This window comes from Micromonospora sp. WMMD754, from assembly GCF_049315235.1.
In the GTDB taxonomy this organism is placed as follows: domain Bacteria; phylum Actinomycetota; class Actinomycetes; order Mycobacteriales; family Micromonosporaceae; genus Micromonospora; species Micromonospora sediminicola.
Map to the genome: position 1 here is coordinate 4,610,623 of NZ_CP186058.1, position 18,512 is coordinate 4,629,134.

The 18,512-nt window shown below is 74.3% G+C and carries 14 protein-coding genes; 12 read left to right on the forward strand and 2 right to left on the reverse strand.

The window, feature by feature from the left end; all coding sequences use genetic code 11:
• Nucleotides 1-27 precede the first annotated feature (27 nt).
• From ACN27B_RS22195 to ACN27B_RS22220, 6 genes are all read left to right on the forward strand, one after another.
• Complete coding sequence (locus ACN27B_RS22195) at nucleotides 28-3,204, forward strand: amino acid adenylation domain-containing protein (RefSeq protein WP_422741429.1); 3,177 nt, start codon at nucleotides 28-30, stop codon at nucleotides 3,202-3,204.
• Nucleotides 3,201-4,421, forward strand: a complete 1,221-nt coding sequence (locus ACN27B_RS22200; RefSeq protein WP_422741430.1) for a cytochrome P450 — start codon at nucleotides 3,201-3,203, stop codon at nucleotides 4,419-4,421. The genes ACN27B_RS22195 and ACN27B_RS22200 overlap by 4 nt, the downstream gene beginning before the upstream one ends.
• A gap of 48 nt (nucleotides 4,422-4,469) precedes the next feature.
• Nucleotides 4,470-4,877: a RidA family protein gene (locus ACN27B_RS22205; RefSeq protein ID WP_099161404.1), complete on the forward strand. Its 408-nt coding sequence runs from the start codon at nucleotides 4,470-4,472 to the stop codon at nucleotides 4,875-4,877.
• Nucleotides 4,877-5,869: an alpha/beta hydrolase gene (locus ACN27B_RS22210; RefSeq protein ID WP_422741431.1), complete on the forward strand. Its 993-nt coding sequence runs from the start codon at nucleotides 4,877-4,879 to the stop codon at nucleotides 5,867-5,869. The genes ACN27B_RS22205 and ACN27B_RS22210 overlap by 1 nt, the downstream gene beginning before the upstream one ends.
• 623 nt (nucleotides 5,870-6,492) lie before the next feature.
• Complete coding sequence (locus ACN27B_RS22215; protein ID WP_255292609.1) at nucleotides 6,493-6,615, forward strand: hypothetical protein; 123 nt, start codon at nucleotides 6,493-6,495, stop codon at nucleotides 6,613-6,615.
• Nucleotides 6,616-6,725: 110 nt separating this feature from the next.
• Nucleotides 6,726-7,316 (forward strand): CGNR zinc finger domain-containing protein, encoded by a 591-nt coding sequence (locus tag ACN27B_RS22220; RefSeq protein ID WP_253866519.1) that lies wholly within the window; start codon nucleotides 6,726-6,728, stop codon nucleotides 7,314-7,316.
• Nucleotides 7,317-7,376: 60 nt separating this feature from the next.
• Here the strand turns inward: ACN27B_RS22220 and ACN27B_RS22225 are convergent, their stop codons facing one another.
• Together ACN27B_RS22225 and ACN27B_RS22230 are read right to left on the reverse strand one after the other, a co-directional pair.
• Complete coding sequence (locus tag ACN27B_RS22225; RefSeq protein ID WP_253866517.1) at nucleotides 7,377-8,081, reverse strand: DedA family protein; 705 nt, start codon at nucleotides 8,079-8,081, stop codon at nucleotides 7,377-7,379.
• A gap of 60 nt (nucleotides 8,082-8,141) precedes the next feature.
• Nucleotides 8,142-10,166 (reverse strand): acyl-CoA dehydrogenase, encoded by a 2,025-nt coding sequence (locus ACN27B_RS22230; protein WP_253866515.1) that lies wholly within the window; start codon nucleotides 10,164-10,166, stop codon nucleotides 8,142-8,144.
• A 149-nt stretch (nucleotides 10,167-10,315) separates the two neighbouring features.
• Between ACN27B_RS22230 and ACN27B_RS22235 the strand changes: the two genes are divergently transcribed.
• The 6 genes from ACN27B_RS22235 to ACN27B_RS22260 all read left to right on the forward strand — a co-directional run bounded on the left by ACN27B_RS22235 (nucleotide 10,316) and on the right by ACN27B_RS22260 (nucleotide 18,472).
• Nucleotides 10,316-11,338, forward strand: coding sequence for a hypothetical protein (locus ACN27B_RS22235; protein WP_422741432.1), 1,023 nt, complete (start codon nucleotides 10,316-10,318; stop codon nucleotides 11,336-11,338).
• A gap of 83 nt (nucleotides 11,339-11,421) precedes the next feature.
• On the forward strand, nucleotides 11,422-12,984 hold the full coding sequence (locus ACN27B_RS22240) for a phenylacetate--CoA ligase family protein (RefSeq protein WP_099164633.1): 1,563 nt from the start codon (nucleotides 11,422-11,424) through the stop codon (nucleotides 12,982-12,984).
• A gap of 3 nt (nucleotides 12,985-12,987) precedes the next feature.
• Nucleotides 12,988-13,428 carry a DUF4188 domain-containing protein gene (locus ACN27B_RS22245; RefSeq protein WP_091576540.1) on the forward strand — a complete coding sequence of 147 codons (441 nt, stop codon included), beginning with the start codon at nucleotides 12,988-12,990 and terminating at the stop codon, nucleotides 13,426-13,428.
• Nucleotides 13,425-14,507 (forward strand): hypothetical protein, encoded by a 1,083-nt coding sequence (locus ACN27B_RS22250; RefSeq protein WP_099161401.1) that lies wholly within the window; start codon nucleotides 13,425-13,427, stop codon nucleotides 14,505-14,507. Before ACN27B_RS22245 ends, ACN27B_RS22250 begins: the two co-directional genes overlap by 4 nt.
• 1 nt (nucleotide 14,508) lies before the next feature.
• Nucleotides 14,509-15,621, forward strand: coding sequence for a nitroreductase (locus ACN27B_RS22255; RefSeq protein WP_422741433.1), 1,113 nt, complete (start codon nucleotides 14,509-14,511; stop codon nucleotides 15,619-15,621).
• A gap of 49 nt (nucleotides 15,622-15,670) precedes the next feature.
• Entirely contained in the window at nucleotides 15,671-18,472 is a 2,802-nt protein-coding gene (locus tag ACN27B_RS22260) for a glycosyl hydrolase family 95 catalytic domain-containing protein (RefSeq protein ID WP_422741434.1), read from the forward strand.
• Nucleotides 18,473-18,512: the final 40 nt, after the last annotated feature.

The following is an 18,512-nucleotide window of genomic DNA, read 5'->3' on the forward strand; positions in this document are numbered from 1 at the left end:
GAGGGCACCGACGAGGGGAGAGGCAGCGTGCAACCAGACCCACGATGGACGGTCGGCGCGCCCAACACCGCGCCGGCCGAAGGGCTGCACCAGACCGTGGCCCGGCAGGCACGGTCGCGGCCCGCCGGCGTCGCCGTCGTCGAGGGCACCCGCGCCCTCACGTACGCACGGCTCGACGCCACCGCGGACGCCTGGGCCGCCGGGCTGGTCGCCGCCGGGGTACGCCCCGGCGATCGGGTGCCGATCCTGCTGCCCCGTGGCCTCGACCTGGTCGTCGCGCTGCTGGCGGTGCTGAAGGCCGGCGCCGCCTACTGCCTGCTGCCGCCGGAGTGGCCCGCGCCCCGGCGCGACGCCGTGCTCGCGGACCTGCGACCGCCGCTCGTGGTCACCGGCGACGAGCCGGCCGGAGACCTCCCGGCGCCGGCGTGGCCGGTAGCGGCCGCGCCGGTCGCCGCGCCCTCCGGCTTCCGACCGGTGGCCGTCGACCCCACCGCGGCCTGCTGCGTCTTCTTCACCTCGGGCACCACGGGCCGGCCCAAGGGGGTGGTCAGTCCGCACGGCGCCACCGCCCGCCTGCTGCAACCCGGCGGCTTCGCCCGCTTCGACCACACGACGGTGACCCCCCTCGCCGCCGCCACCGCCTGGGACGCCTTCTCCCTCGAACTGTGGTCCGCCCTGCTCAACGGCGGCACCTCTTTGATCGTCGCCGATCCCTACCTCTCCGCCTCGGCCCTGCGTCAGGGATCGGCTCGGCACGGCGCGAACACCGTGTGGTGCACCGCGAGCCTGTTCAACCTGCTGGTGGACGAGGACCCGGACGCGTTCCGGGGGCTGCGCCAGGTGATGATCGGCGGGGAGCGGCTGTCCGTGCCGCACGTCCGCCGCTTCCTGGCGCGCCACCCCGACGTCGTCCTGCTCAACGGCTACGGCCCGGTCGAGTGCACCATCTTCGCCACCACCCACCGGATCCGCCCGGACGACTGCGACCGACCCGGCGGCATCCCGCTCGGGCGGCCGGTGCCCGGCACGCAGGTGTACGTGCTGGACGGGCAGCGCCCGTGCGCGGTCGGTGAGACCGGGGAGATCTGCCTGGCCGGCGACGGACTGGCGATCGGGTACCTCGGCGACCCCGCCCTCACCGCCGCCAAGTTCACCCGGGTCCGCCTCGACGGTCGTGACGTCCGGGTCTACCGCACCGGGGACCTCGGCAACTGGGCCGCCGACGGCCTGCTGCACCTGACCGGTCGGACCGACCGGCAGCTCAAGATCCGTGGCAACCGGGTGGAGCCGGCCGAGGTCGAGCGCCAGATCGAGGAGCTGCTTCCGCACGTGCGGCAGTGCCGGGTGGTCGCCCGCACCGACGGGCGCGGCGACCGGGAGCTGATCGCCTTCTGCGTTCCCAACCGCGCCGACGCTCCGCTGTCCGATGTCCTGCCCCGGCTCCGCGACACGCTCGTCGCCCACCACCGTCCGGCCGCGGTGGTCGGTGTCGCCGCGTTCCCGCTCACCGCTCAGGGCAAGCTCGACGAGCGGGCGCTGCTGGCGCTGGCGCCGCCGGTCGCCCACCCGGATCCGGTCGTCGGCGCCGACCCGGCCACCCTCGACGACCCGGTGCTGCGCCACGTCGCGGAGTGCTTCGCCGCCGTCCTCGACACGGGCACGGTCCGGCTGGGCACCCCCTTCCCCGAACTGGGCCTGACCTCGCTCGACGCCGGCCGGGTGTGTGCCCGTCTCACGGCCCGCACCGGCACCCCCGTACCGGTGTCCTGGCTCTACGAGTACCCGACCGTGACGGGCCTCGCGCGCCGGCTGTCCGACGCGATCGCGGCCCCGGACCCGGCACCGGAGGCCGGCGCGCCGGCCACCGACGACGACGCCGCCCCGCTGACCGCCGTCCAGGTCATGCAGCTCACCCGGGAGCTGCTGAACCCCGCCGACCGCACCGGGCACTGCCTGCTCAGCTGGGTCGTCGAGGGCGACCTCGACCGACCGGCCCTGGCCCGGGCGATCGAGGCGGTGCACCTGCGGCACGAGTCGCTGCGCGCGGCGTACCTGCTCGACCCGGAGCCGGCGGCGTACCCCGACGACGTGCCCGCGCCCGCGCTGACCGTGCTGCCGTCGCACGACCGCGTCGACGCGGCCCGGGCCGCCGCCCGCGCGGCGCTCGCCGCGCCGCTGGCGCCGGAGGACGCCCGGATCTGGCAGACCGTCCTGGTCCCCGTCGACCGGCCGGCGCCCGCGCCGGCCACGGCCGTGTTCGGATGCGCGGTGCACCACGTCGCCTTCGACGGCTGGTCCGAGGCCGTGCTCGCCGAGGATCTCGGCACGGCCTACCGGGCCGCCCTGGCCGGCGCCGGTCCCGACCGGGTCACGGCCGCGCTCGGCGCCGGCCCGACCCTGGCCGACCTCGCCCGCGCCGCCCGCGCCCGCGACCGCCTGGCCGAGCCCGAACGCCGCCTCGCCGAGACCCGCGTCGACCTGGCCGGCGTGCCGCCACTGCGGTGGCCGTCCCTCGACGGCGACGACTCGGGCGTCGGCTCCGACGCCGGGGCGGCGCCGACCGGCGCGATCGTGCCGGCCGGAGGCCGCCGGCCGCCCGAGCGGGTGGAGGCCAGGCTGGACGCGGACGCGCTCGCGGCCGTCGACGCCACCGCCGCCACGGCCGGCGTCACCCGGTTCGTCGTGCTGCTTGCCCTGTGGGCGGCGAGCGTCGCCGACGTCACCGGTCAGCGGGACCTCGCCTTCGGGGTGCCGGTGGCCCGTCGCGACGACCCCGCGCTGCGACGCGCGATCGGTTGCCACATCAGCATGCTCTGCCTGCGGTTGCGTGACGCCGCGTGCGCGGGCGACCGCGCGGCCGTGCGGTCGGTGGCCGCCGCCGTCCGGCAGGGGCTCGCGGCCCAGAGCCTGTCCGGAACCCACCTGCTCGGCCCGGCCGGACGGCCACCGGCCTACCAGACCCTGTTCGCCTGCCAGGACAACGCCGTGCCCGAGCTGCGGCTGCCCGGCGCCCGCGTCACCTTCGCCCGGCAGCCGTATCTCGATCTGCCCCTGGACCTGCACGCCGAGCTGTGGCCCGACAGCGACGGCCTGCGGCTGGAGATCGCCTACCACCCCACCGCGGTCACCGCGAAGACCGCGCACGACCTCGCCAAGTACTTCACCGAGCACGTGTACAGCCAGGCGACGGGAGCCCGGGCATGACCATCAGCGCCGTACCGGCCACCACCTCCGATCCGGCCGGGCCGTACGCGCCGCCGCTGTCCCGGCTCACCGACCCGGACCTGTACGCCGACGGCGACCCGCACCCGCTGTGGGCGTGGATGCGCGCCCACGCCCCGGTGCACCGGCAGCACGCGGGCGAGCTGCCGGCGTTCTGGTCCCTGACCAGGTACGCCGACATCCGCGCGGTCTACCAGGACAGCACCACGTTCAGCTCGGCGCAGGGGGTGCTCCTGCGGCCGGCCGTGGTCGGCCCCGACCCCGGCGGCGGTCTGACGCTCGCGCTCACCGACGCTCCCCGCCACAAGCAGTTGCGGTCGCTGATGGCCGGCTGGTTCAACACCCGCGCGGTCCGCGCGCTGGAGGGCTACGTGGAGGCCGCTGTCCGCCGGGTCCTCGACGACGCGGCGGCACGGGAGACCTGCGACTTCGCCACCGACATCGCGGGCCGGCTGTCCCTGGCGGTGATCGCGCACATCCTCGGGGTGCCCGAGGCCGACCACGACCGGCTGTACCGGTGGACCGACGAGGCGTTCGCCGCCCACAGCTCGCTCGTCTCCCACCCCGACATCGTCGAGTACTTCCTGGACCTGCTGTACCGGCGGATGGAGGAACCGACCGGGGACCTGGTCAGCGCCCTGCTGCACGGCACCGTGGGCGGTGAGCTGCTCACCGAGATCGAGGTCGTGCTCAACTGCGAGAACCTCATCGGGGCCACCGAGAACGGCCGGCTCGCCCTCATCGGCGGCGTGCAGGCGCTCCTCGAACACCCGGGGGAGTGGCGTCGCCTGGCGCGGGACCGGAGCCTGCTGCCCGGCGCGATCGAGGAGATCATGCGGTGGACGTCGAGCGCCACCCACAGCGTGCGGACCGCCACCCGCCCGTACGAGCTGCACGGTCGGTCCATCGCCGCCGGTGACAAGGTCGTGCTCTGGCTCCCCTCGGCCAACCGGGACGAGGACGTGTTCGCCGACCCGTACCGGTTCGACATCTCGCGGACCCCGAACCGGCACATCGCCCTCGCCGTCGGTGAGCACTTCTGCATCGGCGCCACGCTGGCCCGGGCACAGATGCGGGTGCTCTTCTCCGCGCTGCTGGACGGGGCGTACGCGATCGAGCTGGACGGTCCGGGCCGCCGGGTCGCCTCGATCGCGGTGAACGGCCCGCAGAGCCTGCCGGTCCGGCTGCGCGCGCGCTGACCGGCCGCCGTCACACCCACCCATCAGCGCATCCTCGGGAGGACACCTGTGCCAGCACCACGGATCACACACCTGAGCGAGCCGGCCGGCGTGCAGCCGAGTTCCGGCTACACCCACGTCGTCGTCGGGCGGGGCCGGCTCGCCGCGATCGCCGGGCAGATGGCGTTCGACGCCGAGGGGGAGCTGGTCGGTGCCGGCGACCCCGAGGCGCAGGCGCGGCAGGTCTTCACCAACATGGGCCGGTGCCTGACCGCGGCCGGCGGCGGCTTCGACGACGTCGTCAAGCTCACCTGGTTCGTCACCGACGTCGCGTTCCTGCCGACCGTGTTGGCGGTCCGGGACGAGTTCATCGACACCGCCCGGCCGCCGGCCAGCACCGTGGTCCAGGTGGTCGCGCTCTACCGCCCCGACCTGTTGCTCGAGGTGGACGCCCTGGCCGTGCTGGAGGAGGCCTGATGACCGGGACCGCGACCCGCCCGGTGGCCGCCGCCCCACCGCCGTTCGACCCCGAACTGGCCGGTCCGCTGGCGGAGATCCTGTCGGAGCTGCCGATGCCGCTCACCGCGGACCTCGTCGCCGACCGGCGACGCCGGTCCCGTGCCGGCCGGCTGACCGACGCGCAGATCCGCCGCGACGGGGCGTTCGAGATCGAGGAGCGGACCGTTCCCGGCCCGGCCGGCGCTCCCGACGTCCCGCTGCTGATCTGTCGTCCGACGAACGTCCCGGCGCCGGTTCCCGTGGTGTACCACACGCACGGCGGCGGGATGGTGGCCGGCAGCCACCGCAGCACGGAGCTGGCCGGGGAGCTCGACCGGGCGCAGGCGCTGGGCCTGGCCGTGGTCTCGGTCGACTACCGGTTGGCTCCCGAGCACCCGGATCCGGCCCCGGTGGAGGACTGCTACGCGGGGCTGCGGTGGCTCGCCGAGCACGCCGGCCCGCTCGGTCTCGACCCGGACCGCATCGTGCTGAGCGGCAACAGCGCCGGTGGCGCGCTGGCGGCCGGCCTGGCGCTGCTCTCCCGGGACCGCGGTGGCCCGCGACCACGGGGACAGCTGTTGCAGTTCCCGATGCTGGACGACCGGTGCCTCTCGGACTCCTGCCGGCAGCTGGGCCGGGTCGGCCTGTGGGACGGGCTGTCCAACCGGGCGGGATGGACCGCGCTGCTCGGTGCGCGCCGAGGGACGGCCTCGGTGTCCTGCTACGCCGCCCCGGCCCGGGCCATCGACCTGTCCGGCCTGCCGCCGGCATACCTCGAGGTGGGCTCGGTCGAGGCGCTGCGGGACGAGGGCATCGCGTACGCGAGCCGGATCTGGCAGTCCGGTGGGCAGGCGGAGTTGCACGTCTGGTCCGGCGCGTTCCACAGCTTCGACGAGTGGGTGCCGACCGCCACCGTGTCCCGAAGTGCCCACCAGGCGCGCGTCGGCTGGCTGACGCGCGTGCTGGGCTGACCGAGTCGGATCAACAATCGTCCGGAGCCGGGTCGTCGCCGTGCGGCGGGGGCCCGGCTCCGCGTACGGAGGGGATCCGCAGAAATTCAAGGCAAACTGTTGGCATGAAGTAGGCAAAAGCGCGCTTCCTGGTACGCGCGGCCGGCGCCGAATTCGCGGAGCGCCGCCCTGCGGCTGCCACCGCCTGGCAACGGGTCGACGACCCGCATCAAGGCGGGACTCCCCGGGTTCTGTCGTCCTTGTCGGATCTGCGTGGTGCTTCACATTCGTCCGGGGATCTGCGGCGGAGGAGCAGGCGAATTCTGCGGGTACCTGGCTAATTGACCTGCTTAACCGGCACGTCGGAGCGGGTCGTCCGGAGTCGTCGACTCCTGGTGCGGTGCCGACGGAGGTGCGTGGCGGCCGCCCGAGCGGGCTCCCGGGGGCGGCGTGTCAACGCCGCGTCCGAGCGAGGATTTCTCGCGTCCGGGCGCGAGTTGCCAACGGTGAATTGATTCATGCCAAAGCTAGGCAACACCTTGCCAAAGGCCGGTCGATGTCGATAGGTTATCGCGTAGCGGGGCGGACAACCCGAGCGGCACGACCGCCGGTTCTGTCCACATCCCCATCCCTCTGATCTGGAGTTGACAATGCGTAGGTGCCTGGTTATCGCCGTTGCCGTCCTCGTCTCCGTGCTGGGCACCACCAGCAGCGCGTCGGCCTCGGACATCGACTGGCCGGTGGCCCCGGTCTCCACCGCGCGGTGATCCCCGGGCTCGCCGGCGTCGTGGCGTCCCCGGGTGTCGGGTCGGCCTCACCGGTCGGGTCACGTCGGCGCCCGGAGCGAACCGGATCCGTCCTCCCGGACGAGACGGCCGTGGCTCTGGTCGCCGCCGCGGCGCTGGCGAACACGACCACGGCGGACGACGCCCGGCCCGACGACGCGGCGCTCGACCGGATGGCTCCTCTCCTGGACACCGGGGAGGGGCCGGTCTGCGGCGCGAACGACCTGCGGACACTGCGTGGCCTCCGCCCACGGGTGCGGGCACTCTGGCAGACGACCGAGGACGGCGCGGCGTGCGCGGTCAACGACCTGCTCGACGAATTCGACGCCCGGCCTCGGCTGGTGAACCGGGGCCCGTGGGGCTACCGCCTCGAGGTCGTCCCGGTGGACGCGCCGCTCGCCACCCGCTTCGCGATCAGCACCTCGATCGCCGTCGCCGACCTGCTCCGCCGGGGCGAGTTCCGGCGGCTCCGTTCGTGTGCCCGTCCCACGTGCCACAACGTCATGGTGGACCTTTCCAAGAACCGGTCCAGGAGATACTGCGAGGGCCGGTGCGGCAACCGCGCCGCGGTCAGCGCCTACCGTTCCCGCCTGGCGTCGGGCGTGGCCGGACGACCGGGACCCTTCTCGAGACCTGCCGCGCCGCCAGGCGGGTTCGAAGCCGCCGGAGACCGCGACCGGTAGATCGTCCGCGGGCGCCTCACTCCTCGGAGGTCGGGGAGCCGCGGGCCGGCGGGCTCGGCCTCACGACGATCGCCGGTCGCGCGCCGACCGGCGGGTCAGCCACCACCCGACGTACGCGAGCGTGAGGACGACCGCGGTGGCGAGCAGATACCACTGGAACCGGTGCAGCTCCACGACGAGGGCGCGCAGGTGGTCGCCGGCCGTGTACCCGACGGTCGTCCACAGCCCGACCCAGGCGGCGGCGCCGATCGCGTTCCAGAGCACGAAGCGGGGCCAGGGCATGCCGGTGGCGCCGGCGACGACGCCGTTGAACTGCCGCAGGCCGTCGACGAAGCGGGCCGCCGCGACGAGTTTCGGGCCGTGGCGGTTCATCACCGCCTCCATCCGCGCGTACCGCTCGGGGGTGAGCCGCACGCGGCGGCCGTGGCGCAGGATCAACCGGCGCCCGCCGTAGCGACCGATCAGGTAACCCACGCTGTCACCGACCACCGCGGCCAGGAACGCGGTGACCGCCACCCCGACGACGGTCAGCCGGCCGTGCGTCGCGTATCCGGCGCCGAGGACGATCGCGGTCTGACCGGGCGTGGGTACGCCGAAGCCCTCCGCGCCGACGAGGAGGGCGAGTCCCGGATAGCCGTAGTGGCCGACCAGTCCGGTGAGGGCGTGGAACGGGTTCACCGGCCGGCGGCGGCGGCTGCCCCGCCCGAGACCTCCGCGTCCACCAACCCGATCCCCTCCGGTCACCGCCCCGGTCGGGGCGCCCACGCGGACGAGCCTAGCCGTCGCCGCGCCCGTGCCCGTCTTCTCCGACGAACCGCGCGCCGGTCAGTGCCGCGGGCCCATGTCGCCGGCGTCGGACACGGACCGGGCGTCCCGGGCCGCCATGGCCTCCTGCCGAGCGGGCTCCTCGCGCAGCACGGCGCAGTGCAACCACAGATCCGGGATCCCGAACCCGTCCACGAGCGTGCGCATGTGCGGCCGCAGCTCCTTGAGCAGCCCGTTCACCACCGTGGTGATCGCCTTCGAGCGGGCCGGGGTGAGGCGGCCGTGCTCCAGGAACCAGCCCTTGTCGGCCTCGATGACGCTGAGCGCGTACAGGTCGCAGACGCGGGAGAGCAACGCCTGCGCGGCCGGGTCCGCGGTGCGCTCGATGCCGGCGACGAACGCCTCCAGGGCGATCCGGTCGACGTGCGCCGCGGCGACCGCGAGGACGTGGTCCTGAACGTCGTTGAAGATGTCGAAGGGCCGGTCCTTCTTCGTCGTCGCGCCGTTGCGCAGGCGCCGTACCGCGCCGTCGAGCAGGTGCCTCTCCCGGTCCTCGAAGAGCTTGAGCTGCCAGCCGCGGTCGGTGACGGCGACCTCCTCGTCCCGGCCGGGCACGGAACCGACCAGTCGCTCGATGAGCGAACGGGCGGCGGTGCGTTCGAGCACCATCTCGCGGACCTGGTCGGCGACGAAGGAGGCCCGCCCCCACCCGTCCAGGGAGCCGAACTCGTCCCGGTAGCCGGTGAGCAACCCCTTGGCCACCAGTTGCAGCAGCACCGTGTTGTCGCCCTCGAACGTGGTGAACACGTCGGTGTCGGCCTTGAGGCCGGGCAGCCGGTTCTCGGCCAGGTAGCCCGCGCCGCCGCACGCCTCGCGGCACATCTGGATGGTCCGGGTGGCGTGCCAGGTCTGTCGGGCCTTCAGGCCGGCGGCCCGGGACTCCAGCTCCCGCTGCCGGTGCTCGTCGACCGGCTCGCCGCCGCCCTGCACCTCGGTGAGCGTCGTGACCAGCTCGTTCTGGGCGAAGTGCAGGGCGTACGTGGTGGCCAGCGCGGGCAGCAGCTTGCGCTGGTGGGCCAGGTAGTCGTTGAGCAGCACCTCACGATCGGCATCGGGGGTGCCGAACTGACGGCGCACGTCGCCGTAGCGGATCGCGATGGTCAGCGCCGCGCGGGTGGCGGCGGACGCGGCGCCGCCCACGCTGACCCGGCCCCGAACCAGGGTGCCGAGCATGGTGAAGAAGCGCCGGGAGTCGTTCTCGATCGGGCTGGAGTAGGTGCCGTCCTCGGCCACCTGGGCGTACCGGTCCAGCAGCATGTCCCGCGGCACCCGGACGTGGTCGAAGCTGAGCCGCCCGTTGTCCACGCCGAGCAGGCCGGCCTTGGGCCCGGCGTCCTCGATGGTCACGCCGGGCAGCGGCCGTCCCCGCTCGTCGCGGATCGGCACCAGCCACGCGTGTACGCCGTGCCGCCGCCCTTCGATGACCAGTTGGGCGAAGACCACCGCCATCCGGCCGTCCCGGGCCGCGTTGCCGATGTAGTCCTTGCGGGCCGCCTCGTGCGGGGTGTGCAGGTCGAAGGTCTGCGTCCGCGGGTCGTACACGCAGGTGGTGCGCAGTTGCTGGACGTCGGAGCCGTGACCGGTCTCGGTCATCGCGAAGCAGCCCAGCAGCCGGGCGGCGACGATGTCGCGCAGATAGGCGTCGTGGTGCCGCTCGGTGCCCAGGGCCATCACCGCGCCGCCGAACAGCCCCCACTGCACGCCCGCCTTGACCATCAGCGACAGGTCGACCTGTGCCAGCATCTCGCTGGCCACGATCGAGCCGCCGATGTCGGACCGGCCGCCGTACTCGGCGGGGAAGGCCGACGGCATGCCCATCCCGGTCGGCAGCTCGGCGAGCAACCGGGTGATCCGCGCGCGTGCCTCGTCGCCGGTCTCCCCGTACACCGGGAGGAAGCGCTCGTCGAGCTGCGTCCGGTGCGCGTCGCGGACCGCCGCCCACGGCCCGTCCAGCACCTCCCGGAGGCGGGCCGGGTCGACGGGGCCGGGCACGTGGGTCATGAGCACCTCGGTAGACGACGTCATGGTTACCTGTCGTACCCATTCAACGGTTGCGGCCACGTCCGCGACGCGGTGAGTGTGATCACGAACGCGTCGCCCGGTTACGGCCGTCGTGTCCCGGGACGGGCGGCAATCCCCTGGACCGATCCGGGCGCGTGGGCGAGCATGGGCGGGTGGGACCCGGGACGAGGCTGCCGCTGCAGGGTGGGCTGCCGCCGGCCGACGCCCCCGCCGGTCCCGTGGTGGAGATCGCCTGCGACGAGTCCGGGTTCTCCGGCACCAACCTGCTCGACCCCGCCACCCCGGTGATCGCCCACGCGAGCGTCGACCTGACCGCCGTCGAGGCGACCGCACTGCTCACGTCCCTGCGCGCCGGGTTCCGGTTCTCCCCGCACGAGTTCAAGTCCCGGCAGTTCCTCCGCGCTCCCGAGTTCGTCGAGGCGCGGGAGTGGTTCCTGGCGGCGCTGCGCGGGCGGGCGCACGTGCACCTCGTCGACAAGCAGCTCTTCCTCGCCACCCGCGTCGTCGACCTGCTGATCGCGGAGCCGTCGTACGCGGCCGGCACCCGTCTCGCCCCGGCGTACCGGGAAGCCGCTCTCGCCCTGTATCGGGTCGGGCGCGCGGCCGGCGTCGACTGGACCGCCTTCCTCGCCGCGTTCGTCGACATGCTCCGGACCAAGCGGCGGGACCGGGCCGGCGACGGCAGCGTGGACCGGTTCCTCCGGGCACGGGACGCGCTGGCGCGGCACGCGCCCACCGACGCCGTCCTCACCGGGCTCGACCGGGCCCGGGTGGCCGCCGTCCAGGCCCGCCTCTACGCCGACGACCGGTCGATCCCCCCACCGCTGGAACCGCTGCTGCCGGCGCTGGCCGAGACCGTGCTGTCCTGGAGCGGTGGCGGACGGCGGGTGCTGGTCGTCCACGACGAGCAGAGCGCGTTGACCGCCGACCGGCTGCGTCGCCTCCAGCGGGCCCTGGCCGACGGCACCGGACGACCGGTCGAGGAGTCGCCGCTGGCCGGACTGGTGACGACCGACTCCCGGGACGATCCACGGGTGCAGGTGGCCGACCTCCTGGCCGGGGTGGCGCGGCGGATGCCGGAGACGCTCGACACCGACCTGCTCGACCTCGTCGAGGCCGACCTGCACGAGCTGCTCGGCCCGCCGGTGCGGCGCGACGGGGCGCCGGCGGCCTGACCGGCGGCTGGGTACGGGTACTCAGCACGATCACCGTCGCACGGCTCAGGCGCCGGCGACGCGGCGTCGACAGGATGCTGGGCATGGCCGAGACGCTGCACCGACCCGCCGTCCTGCGTACCGTCGAGACGCCGATGCCCGCCGTGGCCGCGCTGTCGCTCGTGGCCCGGGTGGTCGCGGCGCTGGTCCGGCTCGTCGGCCGCCGTCCGGCGGGCTGGCGGTGGCTCGCCCGGCACCACCACCCGCTGCTCGACGGGCTCGCCGAGGCGAACGCGCGGGCGACCTGCGTGCGGGCGGCCCGGCGGGTGCCGGCCTACCGGGCGTTCCTGCGGGCCCGCCCGGCCGGCGTCCGCCGCCGGCTGCGGGACTTCCCGGAGACCGACAAGCTCGGGTACGTGGTGGCGCACGCCGCTGCCGCGCGGTGCTGGCGGGGGCGGCTGCCGCGACAGGGGGTGGTGGTCGACGAGTCGGCCGGGTCGTCGGGGCGGCCGTTCAACTGGCCGCGCGGCGAGCGGGAGCTGCGGGCGGTGCACCGGGACATCGCCGGCTACACCGGGCTGGCGTTCCCGATGCGCCGACCGTTCGTGATCAACGCGTACTCGATGGGGGCCTGGGCGACCGGGACCACGACCGGCGCGGCGATGGCCCGGATCGCGGTGGTGAAGAACACCGGGCCGGACCTCGGGAAGATCGTCGACACGCTGCGGGAGTTCGGCCCGGACTTCGACTACCTGGTCACCGCGTACCCGCCGTTCCTCAAGCACCTGCGGGACCGGCTGGACGCCGAGGACTTCCCCTGGTCGCGGTACCGGATCTTCGGCAGCTGCGGCGGGGAGGGGATGACCGAGGCGCTGCGCGACTACCTGGAGCAGCGGTTCGTGCGGGTGCGCTCGGCGTACGGCGCGTCGGACCTGACCATCGGCATCGGCGCGGAGACCCGGTTCACGGTGTGGCTGCGACGGCGCCTGCGCACCGACGCCGCGCTGCGCGCGGAGCTGCTCGGCCCCGGGGAGCAGCGGCTGCCGATGGTGTTCCAGTACAACCCGTTCGCCACCTGGCTGGAGACCAACGAGCGGCGGGAGCTGGTCTGCACCGTGACCGGCCCGCACGTGCTCCAGCCCCGGCTGCGCTACAACGTGGGCGACGAGGCGCTGCTGGTGCCGTACCGGCGGATCGTCGAGCTGGCGGCGGCCGACCCGGTGCGCCGGGCCGAGTTCCGCACCGCGGTGGCCGAGGAACGGATGACGCTGCCGGTGCTGCTGCTGTTCGGCCGCGCCGACTCCACGGTGTCCTACCTGGGCGCGAACCTCTACCCGCAGGACGTCGAGTACGGCCTGTACACGGGCAACCCGCACGCCGCCCAGATCAGCCGGTTCTGCCTGGCGTTGCACGAGGACGCGGCGCTGGAGACCCGGCCGGTGATCCACGTCGAGCTGCGCCGCCCGCTGGCCGCCGCGCAGCGCGCCGCGCTCGCCGACGCGTGCCGCGACGGGGTCCGCCGACACCTGGCCTCGGTGTCGCGGGACTTTGCGCAGTCCCTGGTGGAGGACCCGACCGCCGGGGACCTGCGGGTGGAGTTGCACGAGGCGGACCACGGCCCGTTCGCCGGCCGGCAGAAGCTCAAGAACGCCTACCTGGTGAGGTGACCCGTGCGTACCCGTGACTTCTCCCGCGCCCCGGCGCAGGCCCGCGCCGGCGCGATGTTCATCGGCGGCACCCGCTACGCGAACCCGCTGGTGCTGCTGCGGCTGGCCCCCGACTGGTTCCGGATGGTCCGGGACATGCGCCGGATGTCCGGCTACTGCTGGCACACCGTCTACTGGCAGTTCCCGCTCACGCTCGGCACGATCGCGTTCTTCACCGACCGGGACGCGATGCTGCGCTTCGCCCGGACCCGCCACCACCGGCGGCTGATGACGTGGCTGACCGACGGCACCCGCAACGCGACCGCCGGGTTCATCCGGCTCTACACGGCGTCCCCGGACGGCTACTCCAACGGGGCGTGGCGGGCCGAGGACGGCGCGATGGGCCACATCGACACCTTCACGCCGCTGGGCGCGGAGACGACCGGGCCGGCGGTACGCCGGTGAGCGGCCACCGGTTCGCGCGGGTCACCGACCGGCGTGGCCTGCGGGACTTCGTCGCCCTCACCGACCGGCTGTACGCGGGCGAGCCCCGCTACGTGCCGACCCCGCGCCAGCAGATCCGCCGCTGGTGGCGCGACGGCGTGCCGATGTACGTGCTGCGCGACGCCACCGGCACGGTGGTCGCCCGCACCACCCTGCACACCGACGCGGACCTGGACGCGAAGCTCGGTCGGCGGTGCCAGCTGTTCGGGCTGACCGAGTTCGCCGCGCCGGCCGCCGAGCCGCTGTTCGACGCGATCGCCGGGCACGCCGCCGCCGACCGGGATCTGCTGTTCGGGCCGGTGGCGCTGCTGCCCAACCAGGCCGGCGGGGTGATCACCTCCGGATTCGACGACCGGGGGTTCGTGGACAGCGCCTGGAACCCGCCTCGCTACCCGGCCGCCTACGAGGCGTACGGGTTCACCCGCCGGTTCGTCTCCGACACCTGGATCTGCCCGGTCCCGGCGCCGGACGGGCCGCCGCCGGAGCCGGGCGTGCAGCCCGACGGCGTGCGGCTGGAGCTGCACCGGGGGAACGTGCGGCGGCTGGACGCGCAGCTCGACCTGCTGCGCGGGATGCTGAACGACTCGTTCGCCCAACTCGGCTACTACACGCCGATCTCGGCCGCGCAGTTGCGCCGGCAGACCGACGGCTTGGCCCACCTGCTGGACGAGTCGCTGCTGCTCTACCTGACCCGGGGCGGCCGGCCGGTGGCGTTCGTGCTCTGCGTGCCGGACATCAGCGCGTTCCTGGTCGCGGTGCGCGGCGATCTGCACCCGGTCAACCAGCTGCGGCTGCTGGCCACCCGCCGCCGGCACCGCCGGGAGGCGGTGCTGATCGTCAAGGGCGTGGTGCCGGAGTTCCAGGGGCGCGGCTACCAGCGGCTGCTCTCCGCGCACCTGCACCACCACCTGCGGGCCGGTGGCTACACGACGCTGCGCAGCACCTACGTCGGGCGGGACAACCCGGCCTCGGCGGCGCAGTTCCGGCGGCTCGGCGGCCGGCCGCTGCACGGTTACACCTTCTACGCCCGGGAGCGCTGACATGGACCTCGCCGCGTTCCGCGCGCTGGAGCCGCTGTGCTGGCGGGCGCCGAGCGCGCACAACACCCAACCCTGGCGGCTGCGCTACGAGCGGTGGGCGGTCACCGTCGGCTGGGACCCGGCCGACACGTTGCCGGCCGGCGACCCGACCGGCCGGGACCTGCGGCTGTCGCTGGGCGCGTTCGTGGAGACCTGCCTGATCGTCGCCGCCGACGCGGGGCTGCGGCTGAACTGGGTCGCCGACCACGACGCCGCCGACCGGCGGGTGGGCCGGCTGCGCCCGGCACGGCACCCGTACCGGACGCCGTTCCGCACCCCGGAGGTGTGGGACCGGCGGACCGACCGGGGCCGGTTCACCGACGGGCCGGACGCCGACGTGGTCGCGGCCGTGGACGCCGTCGCCCGTCGGTCCGGCGGCGCGGTCCACGTGGTCCCGGACGGGGGGCGGGTCGGCGCGTTGCTGCGCGCCGCCGACCGTCACGTGTACGGGGACCCGGCGGTCGTGGCGGAGCTGCGGCGGTGGCTGCGCCTCGATCCGGCCCGTCGGGACTACCGGGCGGACGGGCTGACCGACAGGTGTCTCGGGTTGTCCCGGCCGGCGGCCGTCGGGCTGCGGGCGGCACTGGCCGCGTACCCGGTGCTGCGGCCGCTGGGACTGCCGCGGGCGCTCGCCGCCGCCGGCGGTGACCCGCTGGCGCGTGGGGGAGCGTTGCTGGCGCTGGTCGCGCCGGCCGACCTGGACGCGGCCGGGCAGGTCGAATTCGGACGGGTGCTGCTGCGGGTGTGGCTGACGGTGCAGGCGGCCGGGCTGGCGGCGCATCCGCTGAGCCAGCTCGTCGACGTCGCCGGCAGCCGAGACGCGCTCGGCGCGCTGCTGGACGTCGAGCCCGGGCGCATCCTGCACGTGACCCGGGTGGGCCGGCCGGTGGGTCCGGCGCCGCGGTCGGCCCGCCGGGTCGACCCGGGAGCCGGGGTGGCAACGTTCGCAAAAACCCGTTCCCGCTCCTTGACGAGTGGCGTTTTCATCCACGAGAGTCCATATCGGCAGATGTGGCGCGCGTACGGGAGCTCGGGCGCAGGCATCGGACAGGGGCGCGTGGGCAGCGCCTGTTAACGCTAACAGCGACCCCACCCGTCTCTGATCCACGTGACCTGGAGAGACCATGTCCGAAGTGACCCGAAGGAACGTCATCAAGGCCGCGGCGGCCGGGAGCGGCGCCGCGCTGCTGCCGGCGGCCTGGACTGCCGCCCGCGCCGGCTCGGCCGCGCCACCGGAGGCGCTGGCCGCCGACGACCTGGCGCTCTGGTACGACGAGCCGGCCGGCACCGACTGGCTCCGCGCGCTGCCGATCGGCAACGGGCGTCTCGGCGCGATGGTGTTCGGCACCATCGACACCGAACGGCTGCAGCTCAACGAGGACACCGTCTGGGCCGGCGGCCCTTACGACTCGGCCAACACCCGGGGCGCGGCCAACCTGGCCGAGATCCGGCGGCGAGTCTTCGCCGACCAGTGGACCTCGGCGCAGGACCTGATCAACCAGACCATGATGGGCAGCCCGGGCGGCCAGCTCGCCTACCAGACCGTGGGCAACCTCCGGCTCGCCTTCGGCTCGGCCGACGGGACGACCCAGTACCGGCGGACCCTCGACCTCACCACCGCCACGGTGACCACCACCTACCTGCGGGGCGGCGTACGGCACCAGCGGGAGGTCTTCGCCAGCGCGGCCGACCAGGTGATCGTGGTCCGGCTGACCGCCGACCGGGCGGACGCGATCACGTTCTCCGCCACCTTCGACAGTCCGCAGCGGACCACCGTGTCGAGCCCGGACGGCGCGACCATCGGGCTCGACGGCGTCTCCGGCTCCATGGAGGGCGTCACCGGCTCGGTGCGTTTCCTCGCCCTGGCCCACGCCGCCGCGACCGGTGGCACGGTCAGCAGTTCCGGCGGCACGCTGCGAGTCTCCGGCGCCACCAGCGTGACCGTGCTGATCTCGATCGGCTCCAGCTACGTCAACTACCGCACCGTCAACGGGGACTACCAGGGCATCGCCCGCAACCGGCTCGCCGCCGCCCGGACCGTCGCCGTCGACCAGCTGCGCAGCCGACACCTCGCCGACTACCAGGCGCTGTTCCGTCGCGTCAGCATCGACCTGGGACGCACCGCCGCGGCCGACCAACCGACCGACGTCCGGATCGCCCAGCACGCGACCAGCGACGATCCGCAGTTCGCCGCGCTGCTGTTCCAGTACGGACGCTACCTGCTGATCTCCTGCTCCCGCCCGGGCACCCAGCCGGCCAACCTCCAGGGCATCTGGAACGACTCGCTGGCCCCGGCCTGGGACTCGAAGTACACGATCAACGCCAACCTGCCGATGAACTACTGGCCGGCCGACACCACGAACCTGTCCGAGTGCTTCCTGCCCGTCTTCGACATGGTCAGGGACCTGGCTGTCACCGGGGCCCGGGTCGCGCAGGCGCAGTACGGGGCCGGCGGTTGGGTCACCCACCACAACACCGACGCCTGGCGGGGCGCCTCCGTCGTCGACGGCGCGCTGTGGGGCATGTGGCAGACCGGCGGCGCCTGGCTGAGCACCCTCATCTGGGACCACTACCTGTTCACCGGCGACCTCGGCTTCCTGTCGGCCCACTATCCGGCCCTGAAGGGCGCCGCCCAGTTCTTCCTCGACACCCTGGTCGCCCATCCGACGCTCGGTTACCTGGTGACGAACCCGTCGAACTCCCCGGAGTTGCCGCACCACGCGAACGCCAGCGTCTGCGCGGGACCCACGATGGACAACCAGATCCTGCGCGACCTGTTCGACGCCGCGGCGCGGGCCGGTGAGGTCCTCGGCGTCGACACCACCTTCCGGTCCCAGGCGCGGACCGCCCGGGACCGGCTGCCGCCGAGCCGCGTCGGCTCCCGCGGCAACGTCCAGGAGTGGCTGGCCGACTGGGTCGAGACCGAGCGGACCCACCGGCACGTGTCCCACCTGTACGGCCTGCACCCCGGCAACCAGATCACCCGGCGGGGCACCCCGGCGTTGTACGAGGCCGCCCGGAAGACCCTGGAACTGCGGGGCGACGACGGCACGGGCTGGTCCCTCGCCTGGAAGATCAACTTCTGGGCGCGGCTGGAGGACGGCGCCCGCGCCCACAAGCTCCTGCGCGACCTGGTCCGCACCGACCGGCTGGCGCCCAACATGTTCGACCTGCACCCGCCGTTCCAGATCGACGGCAACTTCGGCGCCACCTCCGGCATCGCCGAGATGCTGCTGCACAGCCACACCGGCGAGCTGCACCTGCTGCCCGCGCTGCCGAGCGCCTGGCCCACCGGGCGGGTGACCGGCCTGCGCGGCCGGGGCGGCTACACCGTCGGGCTCGCCTGGAGCAACGGCCAGGCCGACGAGATCGGCGTCCGCGCCGACCGGGACGGGACGCTGCGACTGCGGTCCCGGCTGTTCACCGGCAGCTTCGTGCTCGTCGACGCCGCCGACGGCAGCTCGCCGGCCACCACCCGGCCGGAGACGGACGTCGTCCAGCTCACCGTCCGCGCCGGCCACACCTACCGCGCGACCCGTCCCGGCGTGACGCCGTCGCCCACCCTCACCCCCACGCCGACCACGCCGCCGACGCCGACGCCGACCACCAGCTCGCCGGCGCCCTCGGGCGCCCGGGCGACGTACGCGGTGACCGGCTCGTGGTCGGGTGGCTTCCAGGGCGAGGTCACCGTCACCGCCGGCGCGACCGCGATCCGCGGCTGGACGGTCTCCTGGACGTTCCGGAACGGCCAGGTCGTCAACCAGATCTGGGGCGGCACGCACAGCCAGAGCGGCGCGAACGTGACGGTGCGCAACGTCGACTACAACGGCGCGCTGGCGGCCGGCGCGTCCACCACCTTCGGCTTCATCGGGTCGGCGAACGGGGCCAACGACCCGCCGACGTCCCTGACCGTCACCACCACCTGACCGGGGCGGGACGCGCCGACCGCAGCGGCCGGCGCGTCCC